Origin of the sequence: Pulveribacter sp., assembly GCF_032079985.1 — a bacterium.
In the GTDB taxonomy this organism is placed as follows: Bacteria; Pseudomonadota; Gammaproteobacteria; order Burkholderiales; family Burkholderiaceae_C; genus Melaminivora.
In genome coordinates, this window is record NZ_DAMATK010000001.1 from 708,712 (window position 1) to 726,847 (window position 18,136).

Genomic DNA, 18,136 nt, shown 5'->3' on the forward strand with positions numbered 1-18,136 from the left:
CAAAAGCGGCACCCGGATTTCAGCCAGTGCTGAAATCCGCGGCCAGCGCAGCGGGCCGGCGCTGCGCAGCAGCGAGGCGGCTTTCGCCAAAAGCGGCACCCGGATTTCAGCCAGTGCTGAAAGGCCGTTGACAAGCCGTTTCTTGCCAGCCCCGCCCGCGGGGCTTTTTTGCGAGTCAAATCGGTCTCCAACGCCCAGTGGATAAGCGCCAGCAGCTCATTTTTGAATAGCAAAACACCATGACCGCCGCTCACAGACAGCCGCCCATCGCCTTCGAGCCGGAGTTCATCTCCGGCCTGAAGGACATCTTCGAGGACAAGATTCCCTTCAACCGGGTGCTGGGGCTGGAGATCATGGAGATCACGCCCACCCAGGTAGCGGCGCGCATCGCCATGCAGCCGCAGCTGGTGGGCCACTTCGCCTACAACCGCTTGCACGGTGGGGTGATCAGCGCCGGGCTGGACGCCATGGGCGGCCTGGCCGTCATGGCAGCCATCGGCGCACGGCACATGGACGATGCGCCGCTGGCGCGGCTGCAGCGTTTCTCGCGCCTGGGCACCATCGACCTGCGGGTGGATTACCTGCGCGCCGGCATCGGCGAGCGGTTCACGCTGCGCGCCCAGGTGCTGCGCCTGGGCTCGCGCGTGGCCAGCACGCGCATGGAGTTCCTGGGTCCGCAGGACGAGCTGCTGTCCACCGGGGCGGCGGCCTACATCGTGTCCTGACGGCTTCTGACGGCATCACGCGCTTGTTTGTCACTGCAACGCATGCAAGTGCATGCAACGATCGAGCGCTTTGGTTACCTCTCTTGCGTAACGCCAAAGGTCTGGGGCGGCCCGGCCCCCTAGCATGGGCTGGTTATTTCTCAGGAGTTCCGATGGCCGTGCAAAACCCCTTCTTTGGCAAGCGAGACAGCAACAGCGACAGCTTTTCCACCCGCCAGCCCACCACATCGTCCGTGCTGGGCGGCACCACCACCCGGCCGGGCAGCGTCAGCACGGCTTCCACCCCGGCAGCATCCATGACCCCCAGCACCGCCACCACCACCGATTCCGCCACCACCACGGCCACCGGCGGCAGCAAGCTCACCGTGGGCCCCAACATCAAGCTCAAGGGCGTGGAAATCACCGACTGCGACACCCTGGTGGTCGAGGGCACGGTCGAGGCCACCATGGACTCGCGCGTGATCCACATCGCCGAGCAGGGGGCCTTCCGCGGCAGCGCGGAGATCGACATCGCCGAGATCCACGGCCAGTTCGACGGCCAGCTCACCGTGCGCGAGAAGCTGGTCATCTTCGGCTCGGGCCGCGTCAGCGGCAAGATCCGCTACGGCAAGGTGGTGATCGAAGAGGGCGGCCAGCTCAGCGGCGAGATCGAGGGTGGCCTGGGCAGCAACAGCGCCCGCGCCACCTCGGGCAGCAGTGGCACCAGCCACTCCAGCGGCGCCGGCACCGCTTCGGCGCTGGCCGCGGTCTGACCGCGCTGCGCACGCATCTGCGCAGACCAAAAAAAGGGAGCCTTCGGGCTCCCTTTGTCGTTGGCGCCTTGGGCGCTTCTGGCAGGCTTATTCCTGCGCGGCCTTCGGGATCGGGCGCGGGCGGCCGTTCTCGTCGATGGCCACGTAGGTCAGCTTGGCCTCGGTCACCTTGGCATAGCGGCCCTGCGTGCGGATGCGCTCGGCATAGACCTCCACCTGCACCGTCATGGAGGTGGTGCCTACGCGCGTGACCTCGGCGAAGAACGACAGCAGGTCGCCCACGCGCACCGGCTGCTTGAAGACGAACTCGTTCACCGCCACGGTGGCCATGCGGCCCTGGATCAGCCGCGCCGGCAGCACCGAGCCGGCCAGGTCCACCTGCGCCATAACCCAGCCGCCGAAGATGTCGCCGTTGCTGTTGGTGTCCGCGGGCATGGGGATCACTTTGAGCACCAGCTCCTTGTCCGTGGGCAGGGCGTGGTGGGCGTGCAGGGCGTCGGTCATGGCGGAATGAGGAAAAGGCGGGGCCGCATTGTCCCGCAACTGGCGGCCTTGGCCTGTTTTGCCCGCCGCTGCACGCCGCGGCGCCGGCGGTCACAATCGGCCGCTGCTCTTCCTCTTTCCCCTCCTGCCTCCATGCGCCGCTTCGGCTCCGATACTGCTCCCGCCCCCGATCCCACGGTTGTCCGCACCGACTGGGCCACGCTGTCGCGCCTGCTGCCCTACCTGATGCAATACAAGTGGCGCGTGGCCGCCGCCATCGCCTTCATGGTGGGGGCCAAGCTGGCCAACGTGGGCGTGCCGCTGCTGCTCAAGGCCCTGGTGGACGCCATGACCGTGCCGCCCGGCAACCCTGCCGCGCTGCTGGTGGTGCCGGTGGGCCTGCTGCTGGCCTACGGCCTGCTGCGCTTTGCCAATTCGCTCTTCAACGAGCTGCGCGAGCTGGTCTTCGCCAAGGCCACGCACGGCGCGGCGCGTTCCATAGCGCTGAAGACCTTCGAGCACCTGCACGCCCTCTCGCTGCGCTTTCACCTGGAGCGCCAGACCGGCGGTATGACGCGCGACATCGAGCGCGGCGTGCGCGGTATTGAGTCCCTGGTGTCGTTCGCCCTGTTCAACATCGCCGCCACGCTGGTGGAGGTGGCGCTGGTGCTCACCGTGCTGGCCACGCGCTTCGATGCCTGGTTCGCGATCATCACGCTGGCGGCGCTGGCGCTGTACATCGGCTGGACGGTGTGGGTGACGGAATGGCGCATCCACTTTCGCCGCGAGGCCAATCAGTTCGACTCGGCCGCGCACAGCAAGGCCATCGATTCGCTGCTGAACTACGAGACCGTCAAGTACTTCAACAACGAGCAGTTCGAGGCCCGCCGCTATGACGAAAGCCTGGAGCGGCTGCGCCGCGCGCAGCTCAAGAGCCGCAGCTCGTTGAGCCTGCTCAATGGCGGCCAGCAGCTGATCATCGCCGTGGCCCTGGTGGCCATCCTGTGGCGCGCCACCGAGGGCGTGGCGGCCGGGCGCATGACGCTGGGTGACCTGGTCATGGTGAATGCCTTCATGATCCAGATCTACATCCCGCTGAACTTCCTGGGCGTGGTGTACCGCGAGATCAAGCAGAACCTGACCGACCTGGACAAGATGTTCACCCTGATGGACCGCCAGCAGGAAGTGGCCGACGCCCCCGGCGCCGCGCCGCTGGACGCCGCCGCGCCGCCCGTGGTGCGCTTTGACGACGTGCACTTCGCCTACGACCCGGCCCGGCCCATCCTGCAGGGCGTGAGCTTCGAGATCCCGGCCGGGCGCACGGTGGCCGTGGTCGGTCCGTCCGGCGCCGGCAAGAGCACGCTGGGGCGTCTGCTGTACCGCTTTTATGACCTGCAGGGCGGCGCCATCACCATCGGCGGGCAGGACATCCGCCAGGTCACGCAGGCCAGCCTGCGCCGGGCCATCGGCATCGTGCCGCAGGACACGGTGCTGTTCAACGACACCATCGCCTACAACATCGCCTACGGCCGCACCGACGCCAGCCAGGTCGAGGTGGAGGCGGCCGCCCGCGCCGCGCACATCCACGACTTCATCGCCGCCACGCCCCAGGGCTATGCCACCCAGGTGGGCGAGCGGGGCTTAAAGCTGTCGGGCGGCGAGAAGCAGCGCGTGGCCATCGCCCGCACGCTGCTGAAGAACCCGCCCATCCTGATCTTCGACGAGGCCACCAGCGCGCTGGACTCGGCCAACGAGCGCGCCATCCAGGCCGAACTGCGCCAGGCCGCGCAGGGCCGCACCACGCTGGTCATCGCGCACCGCCTGTCCACGGTGGTGGACGCGCATGAGATCCTGGTCATGGACGCCGGCCGCATCGTCGAGCGCGGCACGCATGGCCAGCTGCTGGCCGCCGGCGGGCGCTATGCGGAAATGTGGGCGCTGCAGCACCGCAGCGCCGGGGCACAAGAATGATGGTGAAAAAGGCCTCCCGCCCTTGCCAGTCAAGCGCTGGCAGCTATTGAACAAGGAGCAAACCATGGCCCACATGCTGCTGATCCACGAACCCGTAGGCCAGCGCGCCGAGCGCAGCCTGGCCGAGGGCCAGCTGCTCTACGAGCGCATGCGCGCCTGGGGCGCCGAGCTGCAGGGGCGCGGCCTGCTGCTGGCCGCCGAGTCGCTGGCGCCGCAGGATGCCGGCGCCGCCCAGGTGCGCCGCCGCGCCGGCGCCGTGCAGGTGCTGGACGGACCGTTTGCCGAGACCAAGGAAATGGTCGGGGGCTTCTACCTGCTGGCCACCGACAGCCGCGCGCAGGCCGTGGCCCTGGCGGCCGAATGCCCGGCCGCTGCCTGGGCCACGGTGGAGGTGCGCGCCGTCGCGCCCTGCTGGGCAGGCAGCCCGGGCAGTGATTGACTCAGGGTAACTACCTAGTCGCCGGCTGTCGAAAACCGGTGGCCTGATGCGTCGTGGTGGTACGAGCCGGCGAAAGCCGGGTGCCTGCCCTTTTTTTAAGGAGCCACCTCTGTGATCTTGCACGCCCACCCCCGCATCGTCCCCTGCCTGTGGTTCGACCGCGACGCCGAAGCCGCGGTACGCCACTACAGCGCCATCTTCCCCCGCAGCCGCACGACGGCCACCAGCCACTACGGCGAGGGCGCGCCGCTGCCCGCCGGCACGGTGCTGACCATCGCCTTCGAGCTGGACGGCCAGCCCTTCATGGCCCTGAACGGCGGCCCGCACGAGGCCTATACCGACGCCCTGTCGCTGCAGGTGATGTGCGACACCCAGGCCGAGATCGACCACTACTGGGAGCGCCTGGCCGCCGGCGGGCGGCCCGTGCAATGCGGCTGGCTGAAGGACCGCTGGGGCGTGTCCTGGCAGGTGGTGCCGCGCATGGTGCTGGACATCATCGGCGGCAGCGACGCCGCGCGCTCGCAGCGCGTGCTGCAGGCCGTGCAGGGCATGGTCAAGCTCGACATCGCCGCGCTGCAGGCCGCCGCCGACGGCCGTGGCGCCTGAAGCCCGCATCCACCTTACAGAGACCCGCCATGAGCATGAACCCTGTCATCCACTTCGAACTGCCCTGCCGCGACCGTGAGCGCATCGGGCGCTTCTATGCCGGCGCCTTCGGCTGGAAGCTGCAGTTTCTGGGCCCCGAGATGGGCCACTACACCGTCGTCACCACGGCCGACCCCCAGAATCCGCCGCCGGCGCCGCCCGGGGCCGTGCCCGGCTGCATCAACGGCGGCTTCTTCATCGCCGACGCGCACATGCCGGCCCAGCACCCGGGCATCGTGATCGGGGTGCAAGACCTGCGCGCCGCCATGGCGCGCGTCGCGCAGGCGGGCGGCAGCGTGCTGGGCGAGCCCATGGACATTCCCGGTGTCGGCGCCTACGTGGCCTTCACCGACACCGAGGGCAACCGCTGCAGCCTGCTGCAGCCGCTGGCCTCTGGCAGCGGGGAGGGCGCGCCGTGCGTTTCATGATCATCGCGAAGGCCACGGCCACCGGCGACGCGGGCCACGGGCCGCGCCACATCCAGCACGCGCGGCGCCAGGCCCTGCGCGAGCGTTTCCGCGCCATGGGCAGGTAGCCCGGCGCCTTCCCGTTGCCCCTCAACCCTGTCGTTTTCTGGAGCCGAACCATGGCCCGCAAGATCTTCGTCAACCTGCCCATCGCCGACATGCAGCGCTCGCGCGCCTTCTTCGAGGCGCTGGGCTTTTCCTTCAACCCGCAGTTCACCAACGAGCAGGGCGCCTGCATGGTCATCAGCGAGGACATCTACGCCATGCTGCTGGTGCGGCCGTTCTTCCAGACCTTCACCGCCAAGCGCATCGCCGATGCGCGCGAGAGCGCCCAGGTGCTGCTGTGCCTGTCGTGCGACAGCCGGGGCGAGGTGGACGCGCTGATGGCCAGGGCGCTGGCTGCTGGCGCCACCGAGCCGCGGCCGGCGCAGGACCACGGCTTCATGTACTACCGCGCCTTCGACGACATGGACGGCCACGGCTGGGAACTGATGTACATGGACATGGCCGCCGCGCCCGCCACGCCTCCCGCCGCCGCCTGACGTGCCCGGCGCCGACGACGCCGCCCGCCAGGCCGTCGCCGCCGTCTGGCGCATCGAGGCCGCCAAGGTCGTGGCCCACGCCGCGCGCGTGGTGCGCGACCTGGGCGTGGCCGAGGAACTGGCGCAGGACGTGCTCGTCTCCGCCCTGGAGCACTGGCCCGTGAACGGCATCCCGAACAGCCCCGGCGCCTGGCTGATGGCCGCCGTGCGCCGCCGCGCGCTGGACCACCTGCGGCGCCAGCAGGTGCGCAGCGCCGCGGCCGACCTGATCGCCGGCGAACTGCAGGCGCAGCAGGCCCTGTACGCCCCCGACGCCGCCGCAGGCCTGGACGAGCGCCGCGCCCAGGCCCGGGGCGACGCGGTGGACGACGAGGTGCTGGGCCTGGTCTTCACCGCCTGCCACCCGCTGCTGCCGGCGTCGGCGCGCAGCGCGCTCACGCTGAAGCTGGTGGCCGGGCTGTCCACGGCGGCCGTGGCCCGCGCCTACCTGGTCAGCGAGGGCGCCATGGCGCAGCGCCTGGTGCGCGCCCAGCGCACGCTGGCCGAAGCCGGCGTGCCCTTCGAGGTGCCCGGCGGCGAGGAGCTGCCGGCGCGGCTGGCGGCGGTGCTGGAGGTGGTCTACCTGATCTTCAACGAGGGCTATGCCGCCAGCGAGGGCGACGACTGGATGCGCCCGGCGCTGGTGGACGAGGCGCTGCGCCTGGCGCGCAGGCTGGCGGCCCTGGTGCTGCGTCGCGCCCGCGCCGGCCGGCCCCTGGCGCCCGCCGACCAGGCCGAAGTGCACGGCCTGGCCGCGCTGCTGGAGCTGCAGGCCGCGCGCATGCCGGCGCGCACCGACGCCCGGGGCCGGCCGGTGCTGCTGGCCGACCAGGACCGCCGCCGCTGGGACCGCCTGCTGCTGCGCCGCGGCCTGGCGGCGCTGGCGCAGGCCGAAGCGCTGGCTCCGGCGCGAGGGCCGTACACGCTGCAGGCGGCGATCGCCGCCTGCCACGCCCGCGCGCCCAGCGCCGCGGCCACCGACTGGCGGCGCATCGCCGGGCTGTATGGCGCACTGGCGGCGCGCCAGCCGTCGCCGGTGGTGGAGCTGAACCGCGCCGTGGCCGTGGGCATGGCCGACGGCCCGGCCGCCGGGCTGGCAGTGCTGGAGCCGCTGCGGGCCGAGCCCGCGCTGGCGCGCTACCACTGGCTGCCGGCCGTGCGGGCGGACTTCTTGCTGCGCCTGGGCCGGGTGCACGAGGCGCGGGCCGAACTGCTGCGCGCCGCCGCGCTGGCCGGCAACGGCCGCGAGCGCGCCCTGCTGCAGGAGCGGGCGCAGGAGCTGGCGGGCGGCGCCTAGCGCCCGCAGGAAATACAAGCAAAAAGAGCCGCCAGCGCTTGTGCAGCAAGCGCCAGCAGCTCCTGTTTTGCTAGCAGACTGGTTTGCTAGCGCGCTTTTGCGGCCATCAGCTGCTGCGCCACTTGCACCACGCGCGCGGCGCCGATGCGCGATTCGGCCTCCAGCGTGGGCGCGTAGCCCACGGGGATGCGCGGCGCGCCCAGGCGGGCCACGCGGGCGCCGGTGTGCTCGGCCACGGTGGCGGCCACCTCGGCGCCGAAGCCGGCGGCCTGCACGGCTTCGTGCACCACCAGCAGGCGACCGCTGGCGGCGGCGCTGGCCAGCACGGCCTCGCGGTCCCAGGGCCAGATGGTGCGCAGGTCCAGCACGCGGGCGCGCACGCCCTGCGCGGCCAGCGTGCGCGCCGCGTCCACGCAGGCATGCACCTGGCGCGACCAGGAGACGATGGTCAGGTCCTGCCCGCCGCCGTCTTCAAAGGCCACGCGGCATCGGCCCAGCTCGGCCGTGGCCTGGGTGTCCACCTCGCCCTGCAGGCCCCACAGCTCCTTGTGCTCCATGTAGACCACCGGGTCGCCGCTGGCGAGCGACGCCTTGAGCAGGCTGTAGTTGTCCTGCGGCGTGGCGGGCGCCACCACCACCAGGCCCGGGACATGGGCGAACCAGGCTTCGAAAGACTGCGAGTGCTGCGCGGCCGAGGCCGTCCAGATGCCGATGGGCAGGCGCGCGACGAGCGGCACGCGGCCCTGGCCGCCGAACATGAAGCGGTTCTTGGCCGCCTGGTTGACCAGCTCGTCGATGGCGCACAGCGCGAAGTCGGCCACGCGCATCTCCACCACGGGGTGCAGCCCGGCCAGGGCCATGCCGACCCCGGCGCCCATGATGGTGGCCTCGGAGATCGGCGTGTCGAGGATGCGCTGCGGGCCGAAGTGCTCCACCAGGCAGCGCCCGTCGGTGGCCCGGTACTGGCCGAAGACGCCGCCGCGGCCCAGGTCCTCGCCCAGGGCGACGATGTGGGGCTGGGCCTGCATGGCCTCCTGCAGGGCCAGGGCGGCGGCCTGGGCGTAGCTCAGGGTGGCGGTGGTCGTTGTTGTCGTTGTCGTCGTCATGTCCATGCGCCTTCTCCAATGCTGACAACGTCGCCGTAGGCCGCCTCGGCGGGCGGCAGCGGGGCGGCGGCGGCCGTGGCTACGGCGGCGGCGATTTCCTCGCGCGCCTCGGCCTCGATCTGCGCGGCCTGTGTGCCCAGGCCCTGGGCCTGCAGGCGCGCGCGGGCGCGGTCGATGGGGTCGTTTTCGAGCGCCCGGGCCAGCTCGGCCGGGTCGCGGTACTTGGCCGGGTCCACGGAGACGTGGCCCTTGAGGCGGTAGGTCTGCGCGTGCAGCAGGCGCGGCCCGCCGCCGGCGCGGATGGCGCCGACCAGGGTGCGGGCGGCTTCGCTCACGGCCTGCACGTCATTGCCGTCCACCTGCACGGCCGGGATGCCCAGGGCCTGCGCGCGGGCGCTGGCCGCCTGCTCGCCGGCGGTCATGGGCGCGGACTGCGTGGTGGCCGAGATGCGGTTGTCCTCGCACACGAAGAGCACCGGCAGACCATAGATCTGCGCCCAGTTCAGCGCCTCCAGGAAGGGGCCGCGGTTGATGGCGCCGTCGCCGAAGAAGCTGACGGCGATGGCGTCCTCGCCGCGGATCTTCAGCGCGTGGGCGGCGCCCACGGCAATCGGCAGGCCGGCGGTGACCACGCCGTTGGCGCCCAGCATGCCGACGGAAAAGTCAGCGATGTGCATGGAGCCGCCCTTGCCGCCGTTGTAGCCGCTGGCGCGGCCGAACAGCTCGCACATCATCTTGGTGGGGTCGGCGCCCTTGGCCAGGGTGTGGCCGTGGCCGCGATGGGTGGAGGTCAGCAGGTCGCGCGCGTGCAGGTGGCGGCAGACGCCGGCGGCCACGCCCTCCTGGCCGGTGGACAGGTGCAGCGGGCCCTTGACGCGCACCTCCACGCCGTCGGTGGCCGCGCCGCCCCAGGACACGCCGCCCTGGCTGGCCGCCTCGGCCGCATCCTCGAAGGCGCGGATGCGCACCATGGTGCGGTAGAGATCAAGCAGTTCGTTCATGGACATCGGAACAGTGTCATCCCGCCAGGCCGGCACGGGTGCAGGCTGGCGGGAGAGCTGGCAGGTTTTCAAGCAAAATCAGGCGCAAACGCTTGCTGGGCAAGCGCTGGCAGCTATCAAATTTGATAGCCACATGGCCGGTGGCGGCGGCCGCCGCCGGCCCCGGGACGGCCCGGCTTATTGCTTGCGGCTGGCGATCGCTTTTTCCGCCATGTCCACCAGCGGCGTGCCGATGGTGGGCTTCCACTTGTTGTAGACGGCGCGCGTGGCCTGCACGAAGGCGTCGCGCTCGGCCGGCGACAGGCGGGTGACGGTGACGCCCATGCCTTCGATGTCTTTGAGCAGCGGCTGGCCGGGCTCGATCATGCCCTTGCGGGCGATGGCGATCTCTTCCTTGCCGGCCTCGATGGCGGCCTGGCGCACGTGCTCGCGGTCCTCGGGCGTCCAGGAATTCCACACGTCCTTGTTGACCACGAAGACCAGCGGGTCGGCCACGTAGCCCCACATGGTCAGGTACTTCTGGCCCACGTTTTGCAGCTTGGCGGCGGTGAAGATGCTCATGGGGTTTTCCTGCCCGTCCACGGCGCCGCTGGCAAAGGCCGGCTGCGCGTCGGCCCAGCTCATCTGCGTGGGGTTGGCGCCCAGGGCGGTGAAGGTGTCCACGAACAGCGGCGAGCCGACGACGCGGATCTTCAGGCCCTTCATGTCGGCGGGGGTCTTCACGGCGTGCTTGGAGTTGGTGAGCTCGCGGTAGCCGTTCTCGCCCCAGGCCAGGGGCACGACGCCGGCCTTTTCCAGCGTCTTGAAGATCTCTTTGCCCACCTCGCCCTGGGTCAGGGCGTCGACGGCCGCGTAGTCGGGCATCAGGAAGGGCAGCGAGAACAGGTTGAGCTGCTTGACCTGGGGCGACCAGTTGATCGTCGAGCCGACGGCCATGTCGATCACGCCCTGGCGCAGGGCGGAGAACTCGCGCGTCTGGTCGCCCTGGATCAGCGACACGCCGGGATACAGCTTGATGTTGATGCGGCCGTTGGTCTTTTCCTTGACCTTGTTGGCCCAGATCTCGCCGCCCTTGCCCCAGGGGAAGGCCGTGCCCACCACCAGCGACATGCGGTACTCGCTCTTGTAGTTTTGCGCGTGCGCGGCGGGCAGGCCCAGGGTCAGCAGGGCGCTGGCGGCGGCGGTGGCGGTGAGGAAGGTGCGCAGTTTCATGGGTTGGTCTCCTTTATTGGAAGGTCAGTGGAAAAAACAAAAAGATCGGCGTTCGTTCGATCAGTAGCCCAGCCGCGCCGGCAGCCACAGCGCGATCTGCGGCCACACCACCACGGTGATCATGGCCAGCGTCATGGCCAGCACCAGCCACAGCACCCAGCGCGTGGTGGACTCCATGCGCACCTGGGCGATCTTTGCGGACACCATCAGGTTCACGGCCATGGGCGGCGTGAACTGGCCGACGGCGATGGTCAGCACCAGCACCACGCCGAACCAGACCACGTCCCACTGGTAGTGCAGCATGATGGGCGCCATCAGCGGCACGAAGATCAGCATGATGGAGATGCCGTCCAGGAACATGCCCATGATCAAGAGCAGCACGATGATCAGCGCCAGCACACCGCTCTCGCTCAGGCCGGAGCTGACGATGGCGCGGGTGATCGGGTCGATCACGCCCAGCGTGGACAGCGAGAACGCGAAGATGCCGGCCAGCGAGACCACCACCAGGATCACGGCCGACAGCTCGCCGGCTTCGCGCAGGATGGGAAACAGGTCGCGCACGCCGATGGTGCGGTGCACCACCATGCCCACGAACAGGCCGTAGAAAACCGCTACCACGGCCGCCTCGGTCGGGGTGAACCAGCCCATGCGCATGCCGCCCAGGATGACCACCGGCGCTGCCAGGCCCCAGGAGGCCTCACGCAGGCTGCGCCAGAACGGTGGGCGCGGCAGGCCGGCTTCGAGCTTGCCCATGCCGTGGCGCCGCGCCATCCACACCGCCGGGATGATCAGCGCCAGGCCGGCCAGCATGCCGGGGAACATGCCGGCGGCAAACAGCGCCGGCACCGATGCGCCCGGCACCAGCACCGAATAGACGATGAAGGCCACCGAGGGCGGGATCAGGATGTCGGTGGCCGCGGCACTGGCCACCACGCTGGCGCTGTAGCCGGCCGGGTAGCCAGCGCGTGCCATGGCGGCGATCATCACCCCGCCCACGGCGGCGGCTGTGGCCGGCCCCGAGCCGGAGATGCCGCCCATGAACATGGCCACGGCAATGGCCACCAGCGGCAGCATGCCGGGTCCGCGACCGACGATGGATACGGCGAAGTTCACCAGCCGCAGCGCCACGCCCGAGCGGTCGAAGATGGAGCCCACCAGCACGAACATGGGAATGGCCAGCAGCGGGTACTTGCCCAGGCCGGCATAGAAGTTCTGCGGCACGGCCAGCAGGCCGAACCACTGCGTCTCGGCGTTCGCCAGGGCGATGGCCGCGGCGCCCGCCAGGCCCAGCGCCGCGCCGATGGGCACGCCCAGGAACATCAACGAGAGGAAGGCGACGAAGAGCAGCGTGGCGATCATGCTTGCTGCTCCTTCGCGGCTGGTGCGGGCGGCTCGTCGCCGGCCAGGTACTGTGCGTCGCTCTGGCGTGTGCGGCGCCTGAGCAGGCCCACGGCGCGCACGGCGATCAGCGCCGACAGGATGGGCAGCCAGATGGAGTACCACCACTGCGGCACGCCGATGCCGGGCGACGTTTCCTCGAAGCGGTAGTCATCCCACACCACGCGCACGCTTAAGAGCGCGATCAGCGCGAACAGCAGGGCCACCAGCAGCGCGCCCAGCTGCGCCAGGCGCCGGCGCCGCGCGGCGGTGCCGGCGCTGCAGAAGAATTCGATGCGGATGTGCTGATCGCGCGCCACGGCCGAGGAGCCGCCCACCAGGGCCAGCATGATCATTAGGAAGACGGAGAACTCCTCCGTCCAGGCGAAGGAGGAATCGGTGAAGTAGCGCACGATCACGTTGGTGAAGGTGATCAGCGCCAGCAGCGCCATGGCGGTGACGGTCAGCCAGTCTTCCAGGCGCAGCGAGGAGGAGAGGGCGGTGTCAGGGGTGGCGGCCGCAGGCGCGGCTGCGCCGTCGGCGCCGCTGCGGGACGGCCCGGGTGTGGGTTGGGAAGACATGGAGGCGCAAGAGCGGGAAGTCGGACATACGGGCTGGGTGCGTCGCTGGGCAAGCCCGCCGGCGTCGTGTGCCGCGGGCCCTGGACGGTGCGCACGGCTGATAGGTGCGCTCGGCCTATTTTGCAATCAAATGCAGCAGGGCTTGGCGCAGGGTGTTCCCCAACGGACAGCACGGGCGGGCAAGGGCACGCGGGCGGCGGCCCGATAATGCGCGCCATGGAAACCAAATGGCTCGAAGACTTCGTCAGTCTGGCCGAGACGCGCAGCTTCAGCCGCTCGGCGCAGCTGCGGCACGTGACGCAGCCGGCGTTTTCGCGCCGCATCCAGGCCCTGGAGGCCTGGGCCGGCACCGATCTGGTGGACCGCAGCTCCTACCCCACCAGCCTCACGCCCGCGGGCCTCACCCTGTACGACCAGGCGCTGGAGGTGCTGCAGGCGCTGCAAAACACCCGCGCGGTGATGCGCGCGCACTCCAGCACCAGCAGCGACATGATCGAGTTCGCCGTGCCGCACACGCTGGCCTTCACCTTCTTTCCGGCCTGGGTGTCCAGCCTGCGCGAGAACTTCGGCCCGCTCAAGAGCCGCCTGATCGCGCTGAACGTGCACGACGCGGTGATGCGGCTGGTGGAGGGCGGCTGCGATGTGCTGATCGCCTACCACCATCCGTCGCAGCCTTTCCAGCTCGATTCCGAGCGCTACGAGATGGTGACGCTGGGCCAGGAGCCGCTGGCCCCCTATGCCAAGGCCGGCGCCGACGGTCAGCCCCTGTACATGCTGCCAGGCCAGGCGGGCGAGCCGCTGCCCTACCTGGGTTACGCGCCGGGCGCCTATCTGGGACGTGTGACGGAGCTGATCCTCAAGCAGGCGGCCATACCCATTCATCTGGACCGCGTGTACGAGACCGACATGGCCGAGGGCCTGAAGGCCATGGCGCTGGAGGGGCACGGTGTGGCCTTTCTACCCTACAGCGCGGTGCGCAAGGAGCTGCGTGCGCGCAAGCTGGTCAACGCCGCGCCGCCCGCCATGCAGCAGGAACTGCAGATGGTGATGGACGTGCGTGCCTACCGCGAGAAACCCTCGCGCAAGGAGCCGAGCAAGAGCCTGGCGCAGGCGCTGTGGAGCTATCTCACTGCCCAGAAGCAACCGGCGGCATGACCCGGGTGTGCCTCTGTTGAGGAGCGGCCGACGCGCCATCTCTGCCTTTCTTTTTCCTGCTTCTTCCATCAACCCGTTGAGAGAGCGCAGTCCATGCCACTTTCTTCCCCTCTTCACTCCCTGGCGGCGCTGGCGCTGCTGTGCTGCGTGCCGCTGGCGCAGGCGGGCGACGTGCTGGCACGCGTGCGCACGGGAGCGCCACTGGTCATCGCGCACCGCGAGTCGTCGGTGCCGTTTTCCTACGTGGACCAGGGCAAGCCCATGGGCTATGCGCTGGACCTGTGCCTGCGGATCGCCGAGGCGGTGCGCAAGAAGACGGGCGTGAAGGACATGCCCGTCAAGCTGCTGCAGGTGACGCCGGCCAACCGCATCGAGATCATCAAGAGCGGTCAGGCCGACATGGAATGCGGCTCCACGACCAACAACGCGGAGCGGCGCAAGGACGTGGCCTTCACCATCCCGCACTTCATCACGGGCGCGCGCCTGCTGGTGCCGGCGAACAGCTCTGTCACGCGCATCGAGGACCTGGAGGGCAAGAAGCTGGTGTCCACCAAGGGCACCACGCCCCTGAAGGCGGCCGAGCAGGCCAACCGTGAGCGGCTGATGCGCATCCAGATGCTGGAGGCGCCCGACCATGAGGCGGCGGTGGTGATGGTGGAAAAAGGCCAGGCCGACGCCTTCGTGATGGACGACGTGCTGCTCTTCGGCCTGATGGCCAACCGCCCCGAGCCGGGCAAGTTGAAGGTGGTGGGCCGCTTCGTGACCACCGAGCCATTGGCCATCATGCTGCCCAAGGACGATGCCGAGTTCAAGGCCGTGGTGGACGAGGAGATGCGCCGCCTGATTCAGAGCCGCGAGATCCAGCCGATCTACGACAAGTGGTTCCTGCAGCCCATTGCGCCCACCCAGCGTGCCCTGAATCTGCCGGTCAGTTATTTGCTGCGGGACTTCTGGAAATACCCTACGGATCAAGTCCCCTTCTGAGCTCGGCTGCCCGCACAATATGGCCCTTCGTTGACGGGGCGTCATCCGCTTCCGTCCTCGGTTTTCGCTTTCCGCGTTTCACACCCCTACAAGGAGATAACCATGAAAAAACAACTGTTGGCGGCTGCCATTACCCTGCTGGCCGCGGGCAGCGCACTGGCGCAGGCAGGCGACACGCTGGCCAAGATCAAGTCCTCGGGCGCCATCACGCTGGGCGTGCGCGAGTCCTCCGGCCTGGGCTACACGCTGGGCAACGGCAAATACGTGGGCTTCCACACCGAGATGAGCGAGCGCATCGCAGATGACATCCAAAAGCAGCTGGGCCTGGCCAAGCTGGAGGTCAAGTACCAGCCCGTCACCTCGCAAAACCGCATCCCGCTGGTGTCCAACGGCACGGTGGACCTGGAATGCGGCTCCACCACCAACAACCTGGCACGCCAGAAGGAAGTGGCCTTCGCCGTCACCACCTACGTGGAAGAAGTGCGCATCGCCGTGAATGCCAAGTCGGGCATCACCGGCATCAAGGACCTGAACGGCAAGACCATCGTCACCACCACGGGCACCACGTCCGTGCAGACGCTGCGCAAGAACAAGCGCGCCGAAGGCCTGAACTTCAAGGAGGTCATGGGCAAGGACCACGCCGACAGCTTCCTGATGCTGGAGACGGGCCGCGCCGACGCCTTCATCATGGACGGCTCCATCCTGGCGGCCAACATCTCCAAGTCCAAGAACCCGCAGGACTTCAAGATCGTGGGCGAAGTGCTCTCCGTCGAGCCCATCGCGTGCATGCTGCGCAAGGACGACCCGGCCTTCAAGAAGGCCGTGGACGACTCCATCAAGCGCCAGATTGCCGACGGCTCGCTGGCCAAGCTGTATGACAAGTGGTTCCTGCAGCCCATTCCGCCCAACAACGTGAAGGTTGGCCTGCCGCTGTCCGAGGCCACCAAGGAAGCCTGGGCCAACCCCAATGACAAGCCCATGGAGTCTTACGAAATCAAGTAAGGCCTGACCTGAGGCGCACCGCCCCTTTTCGGCCCGTGCGGCGGAGAAGGGGCGTTTTCGTTGCCGGCCCGCGCGCGCCGGCAACTGCAATTGAATGAGAACTGAAAGGGTGTTCCTATGAATTGGGAATGGCAGGTGTTCTGCCAGGACACCATCACCATGGAGGTCGGTACGAGCTGCTTCGGCAAAGGCGGCGACGTGACCTACCTGGACTGGATGCTGTCGGCCTGGGGCTGGACGGTGTCCGTGTCGCTGCTATCGCTGCTCATCGCCCTGGTCGTGGGCGCGGTCGTTGGCACGTTGCGCACGCTGGAAGGCCGGCCCTGGGTCGTGCGCCTGGGCAATGCCTGGGTCGAGCTGTTCCGCAACATTCCGCTGCTGGTGCACATCTTCGTGTGGTACCACGTGGTGCCCGCGATCTTCCCGGCGATGAAGTCGCTGCCAGGCTTCGTGCTGGTGGTCTTCGCCCTGGGCTTCTTCACCTCGGCGCGCATCGCCGAGCAGGTGCGCTCGGGCATCCAGGCGTTGCCGCGCGGCCAGCGCTACGCCGGCATGGCCATGGGCTTTTCCACGTTCCAGACCTATCGCTACGTGCTGCTGCCCATGGCGTTTCGCATCATCATCCCGCCGCTGACCAGCGAGACCATGAACGTGTTCAAGAACTCGTCCGTGGCCTTTGCTGTCTCGGTCGCCGAGCTGACCATGTTCGCCATGCAGGCGCAGGAAGAGACCTCGCGTGGCGTGGAGGTCTACCTGGCCGTCACGGCCCTGTACGTCATCTCGGCCTTCGCCATCAACCGCATCATGGCCTTCATCGAGAAGCGCTCACGCGTGCCCGGCCTGATCGCCGCCGGCGGGGGAGGGCACTGAGCATGGTGAATCTCAACATCGACTGGTCGTTCTTCACCTGGGACCTGGTTTCCAACTTCGTGCTGAAGGGCTTGTACTTCAGCGTGACGCTGACGGTGATCGCCACCCTGGGAGGCGTGGCCCTGGGCACCGTGCTGGCCCTGATGCGCCTTTCGGGCAAGAAGTGGCTGGACCTGCCCGCCACCATCTACGTGAACGGCATGCGCTCCATCCCGCTGGTGATGGTGATCCTGTGGTTCTTTCTGCTGGTACCCATGATCATCGGCCGGCCCATCGGCGCCGAGGTCTCGGCCATCATCACCTTCGTCGCCTTCGAGGCCGCGTACTTCAGCGAGATCATGCGTGCGGGCATCCAGTCCATTCCGCGCGGACAGGTCTTCGCCGGCCAGGCCCTGGGCATGACCTATGGCCAGAACATGAAGCTGGTGGTGCTGCCGCAGGCCTTCCGCAACATGCTGCCGGTGCTGCTGACGCAGACCATCATCCTGTTCCAGGACACCTCGCTGGTCTACGCCATCGGCGCCTACGACATGCTCAAGGGCTTCGAGATCGCGGGCAAGAACTACGGCCGTCCCATCGAGGCCTATCTGGCCGCCGCCGTCGTCTATTTCGTGCTGTGCTATGCGCTGTCGTGGCTGGTCAAGCGCCTGCACAAGAAGATCGCCATCATCCGCTGACGCGGCACGGCTGGCAGAGGAATCATCGCAATGATCGAACTGAAAAACGTCTCCAAGTGGTACGGCTCCTTCCAGGTGCTGAGCGACTGCTCCACCAACATCCAGAAGGGCGAGGTGGTGGTGGTCTGCGGTCCGTCGGGCTCGGGCAAGTCCACGCTGATCAAGACCATCAACGCGCTGGAGCCCATCCAGAAGGGCGAGATCTACGTGGACGGCACGGCCATCCACGACCCCAAGACCAACCTGCCCAAGCTGCGCTCGCGCGTGGGCATGGTGTTTCAGCACTTCGAGCTGTTCCCGCACCTGTCGGTGACGGAGAATCTGACGATCGCCCAGATCAAGGTGCTGGGCCGCAATCCCACGGACGCCAAGGCACGCGGCCTGAAAATGCTGGAGCGCGTGGGCCTGACGGCGCACAAGGACAAGTTTCCCGGCCAGCTGTCGGGCGGCCAGCAGCAGCGCGTGGCGATTGCCCGGGCGCTGTCGATGGACCCCATCGTCATGCTGTTCGACGAACCGACTTCAGCGCTGGACCCGGAAATGGTGGGCGAGGTGCTGGACGTCATGATCGGCTTGGCCCACGAGGGCATGACCATGATGTGCGTGACGCACGAAATGGGCTTCGCCAAGAAGGTCAGCAACCGTGTGATCTTCATGGATGTGGGGGGCAAGATCCTCGAGGACTGCACCCGGGACGACTTCTTCGGTCATCCCGAGGCGCGCCAGCCGCGTACCAAGGATTTCCTGAACAAGATCCTGCAGCATTGATGAACGAGCTGACTGCGCAGATGGCCAAGGTGCCATCTGCACG

The 18,136-nt window shown here is 68.6% G+C and carries 20 protein-coding genes; 14 read left to right on the forward strand and 6 right to left on the reverse strand.

The features are described from left to right. The first annotated feature begins 239 nt into the window (after nucleotides 1-239). The gene (locus RT282_RS03275) at nucleotides 240-725 is read left to right on the forward strand and encodes a thioesterase family protein (protein ID WP_313311756.1); all 486 of its coding nucleotides are present in this window, start codon (nucleotides 240-242) and stop codon (nucleotides 723-725) included. Nucleotides 726-877: 152 nt separating this feature from the next. After that, on the forward strand, nucleotides 878-1,477 hold the full coding sequence (locus tag RT282_RS03280) for a polymer-forming cytoskeletal protein (RefSeq protein WP_313311757.1): 600 nt from the start codon (nucleotides 878-880) through the stop codon (nucleotides 1,475-1,477). Nucleotides 1,478-1,564: 87 nt separating this feature from the next. Here the strand turns inward: RT282_RS03280 and RT282_RS03285 are convergent, their stop codons facing one another. Beyond that, nucleotides 1,565-1,981 (reverse strand): acyl-CoA thioesterase, encoded by a 417-nt coding sequence (locus RT282_RS03285; RefSeq protein WP_312306505.1) that lies wholly within the window; start codon nucleotides 1,979-1,981, stop codon nucleotides 1,565-1,567. Nucleotides 1,982-2,113: 132 nt separating this feature from the next. Here RT282_RS03285 and RT282_RS03290 point away from each other — a divergent pair, with 132 nt between their 5' ends. The 6 genes from RT282_RS03290 to RT282_RS03315 all read left to right on the forward strand — a co-directional run bounded on the left by RT282_RS03290 (nucleotide 2,114) and on the right by RT282_RS03315 (nucleotide 7,360). Beyond that, on the forward strand, nucleotides 2,114-3,931 hold the full coding sequence (locus RT282_RS03290) for an ABC transporter ATP-binding protein/permease (RefSeq protein WP_313311758.1): 1,818 nt from the start codon (nucleotides 2,114-2,116) through the stop codon (nucleotides 3,929-3,931). A 64-nt stretch (nucleotides 3,932-3,995) separates the two neighbouring features. Further along, entirely contained in the window at nucleotides 3,996-4,370 is a 375-nt protein-coding gene (locus RT282_RS03295) for a YciI family protein (protein ID WP_313311759.1), read from the forward strand. Between the two features lie 111 nt (nucleotides 4,371-4,481). Further along, on the forward strand, nucleotides 4,482-4,976 hold the full coding sequence (locus RT282_RS03300) for a VOC family protein (RefSeq protein ID WP_313311760.1): 495 nt from the start codon (nucleotides 4,482-4,484) through the stop codon (nucleotides 4,974-4,976). Between the two features lie 29 nt (nucleotides 4,977-5,005). After that, a complete protein-coding gene (locus RT282_RS03305) occupies nucleotides 5,006-5,443 on the forward strand; it encodes a VOC family protein (RefSeq protein WP_313311761.1) in 438 nt (145 codons plus the stop codon). A 158-nt stretch (nucleotides 5,444-5,601) separates the two neighbouring features. Next, nucleotides 5,602-6,024 (forward strand): VOC family protein, encoded by a 423-nt coding sequence (locus RT282_RS03310; protein WP_312305974.1) that lies wholly within the window; start codon nucleotides 5,602-5,604, stop codon nucleotides 6,022-6,024. 1 nt (nucleotide 6,025) lies between these two features. Continuing rightward, complete coding sequence (locus RT282_RS03315) at nucleotides 6,026-7,360, forward strand: RNA polymerase sigma factor (protein WP_313311762.1); 1,335 nt, start codon at nucleotides 6,026-6,028, stop codon at nucleotides 7,358-7,360. Between the two features lie 86 nt (nucleotides 7,361-7,446). Here the strand turns inward: RT282_RS03315 and RT282_RS03320 are convergent, their stop codons facing one another. The 5 genes from RT282_RS03320 to RT282_RS03340 all read right to left on the reverse strand — a co-directional run bounded on the left by RT282_RS03320 (nucleotide 7,447) and on the right by RT282_RS03340 (nucleotide 12,637). Next, nucleotides 7,447-8,466, reverse strand: coding sequence for a transketolase C-terminal domain-containing protein (locus RT282_RS03320; RefSeq protein ID WP_313311763.1), 1,020 nt, complete (start codon nucleotides 8,464-8,466; stop codon nucleotides 7,447-7,449). Beyond that, nucleotides 8,463-9,467, reverse strand: a complete 1,005-nt coding sequence (locus RT282_RS03325) for a thiamine pyrophosphate-dependent dehydrogenase E1 component subunit alpha (protein ID WP_312305966.1) — start codon at nucleotides 9,465-9,467, stop codon at nucleotides 8,463-8,465. Before RT282_RS03325 ends, RT282_RS03320 begins: the two co-directional genes overlap by 4 nt. Before the next feature lie 177 nt (nucleotides 9,468-9,644). Beyond that, nucleotides 9,645-10,679: a DctP family TRAP transporter solute-binding subunit gene (locus tag RT282_RS03330; RefSeq protein WP_312305964.1), complete on the reverse strand. Its 1,035-nt coding sequence runs from the start codon at nucleotides 10,677-10,679 to the stop codon at nucleotides 9,645-9,647. Between the two features lie 60 nt (nucleotides 10,680-10,739). Next, nucleotides 10,740-12,038 (reverse strand): TRAP transporter large permease, encoded by a 1,299-nt coding sequence (locus RT282_RS03335; protein WP_313311764.1) that lies wholly within the window; start codon nucleotides 12,036-12,038, stop codon nucleotides 10,740-10,742. Then, the gene (locus tag RT282_RS03340; RefSeq protein ID WP_312305961.1) at nucleotides 12,035-12,637 is read right to left on the reverse strand and encodes a TRAP transporter small permease; all 603 of its coding nucleotides are present in this window, start codon (nucleotides 12,635-12,637) and stop codon (nucleotides 12,035-12,037) included. Before RT282_RS03340 ends, RT282_RS03335 begins: the two co-directional genes overlap by 4 nt. A 216-nt stretch (nucleotides 12,638-12,853) precedes the next feature. Here RT282_RS03340 and RT282_RS03345 point away from each other — a divergent pair, with 216 nt between their 5' ends. The 6 genes from RT282_RS03345 (at nucleotide 12,854) to RT282_RS03370 (ending at nucleotide 18,093) form a co-directional block, all read left to right on the forward strand. Next, nucleotides 12,854-13,792 carry a LysR substrate-binding domain-containing protein gene (locus RT282_RS03345; protein ID WP_313311765.1) on the forward strand — a complete coding sequence of 313 codons (939 nt, stop codon included), beginning with the start codon at nucleotides 12,854-12,856 and terminating at the stop codon, nucleotides 13,790-13,792. Between the two features lie 93 nt (nucleotides 13,793-13,885). Further along, nucleotides 13,886-14,776: an amino acid ABC transporter substrate-binding protein gene (locus tag RT282_RS03350; RefSeq protein ID WP_313311766.1), complete on the forward strand. Its 891-nt coding sequence runs from the start codon at nucleotides 13,886-13,888 to the stop codon at nucleotides 14,774-14,776. 102 nt (nucleotides 14,777-14,878) lie between these two features. Next, complete coding sequence (locus RT282_RS03355) at nucleotides 14,879-15,778, forward strand: amino acid ABC transporter substrate-binding protein (protein ID WP_313311767.1); 900 nt, start codon at nucleotides 14,879-14,881, stop codon at nucleotides 15,776-15,778. Between the two features lie 117 nt (nucleotides 15,779-15,895). Further along, a complete protein-coding gene (locus RT282_RS03360; protein WP_312305954.1) occupies nucleotides 15,896-16,648 on the forward strand; it encodes an amino acid ABC transporter permease in 753 nt (250 codons plus the stop codon). 5 nt (nucleotides 16,649-16,653) lie between these two features. Continuing rightward, on the forward strand, nucleotides 16,654-17,325 hold the full coding sequence (locus RT282_RS03365; protein WP_312305972.1) for an amino acid ABC transporter permease: 672 nt from the start codon (nucleotides 16,654-16,656) through the stop codon (nucleotides 17,323-17,325). Between the two features lie 30 nt (nucleotides 17,326-17,355). Further along, complete coding sequence (locus RT282_RS03370) at nucleotides 17,356-18,093, forward strand: amino acid ABC transporter ATP-binding protein (RefSeq protein ID WP_312305952.1); 738 nt, start codon at nucleotides 17,356-17,358, stop codon at nucleotides 18,091-18,093. Nucleotides 18,094-18,136 lie beyond the last annotated feature (43 nt).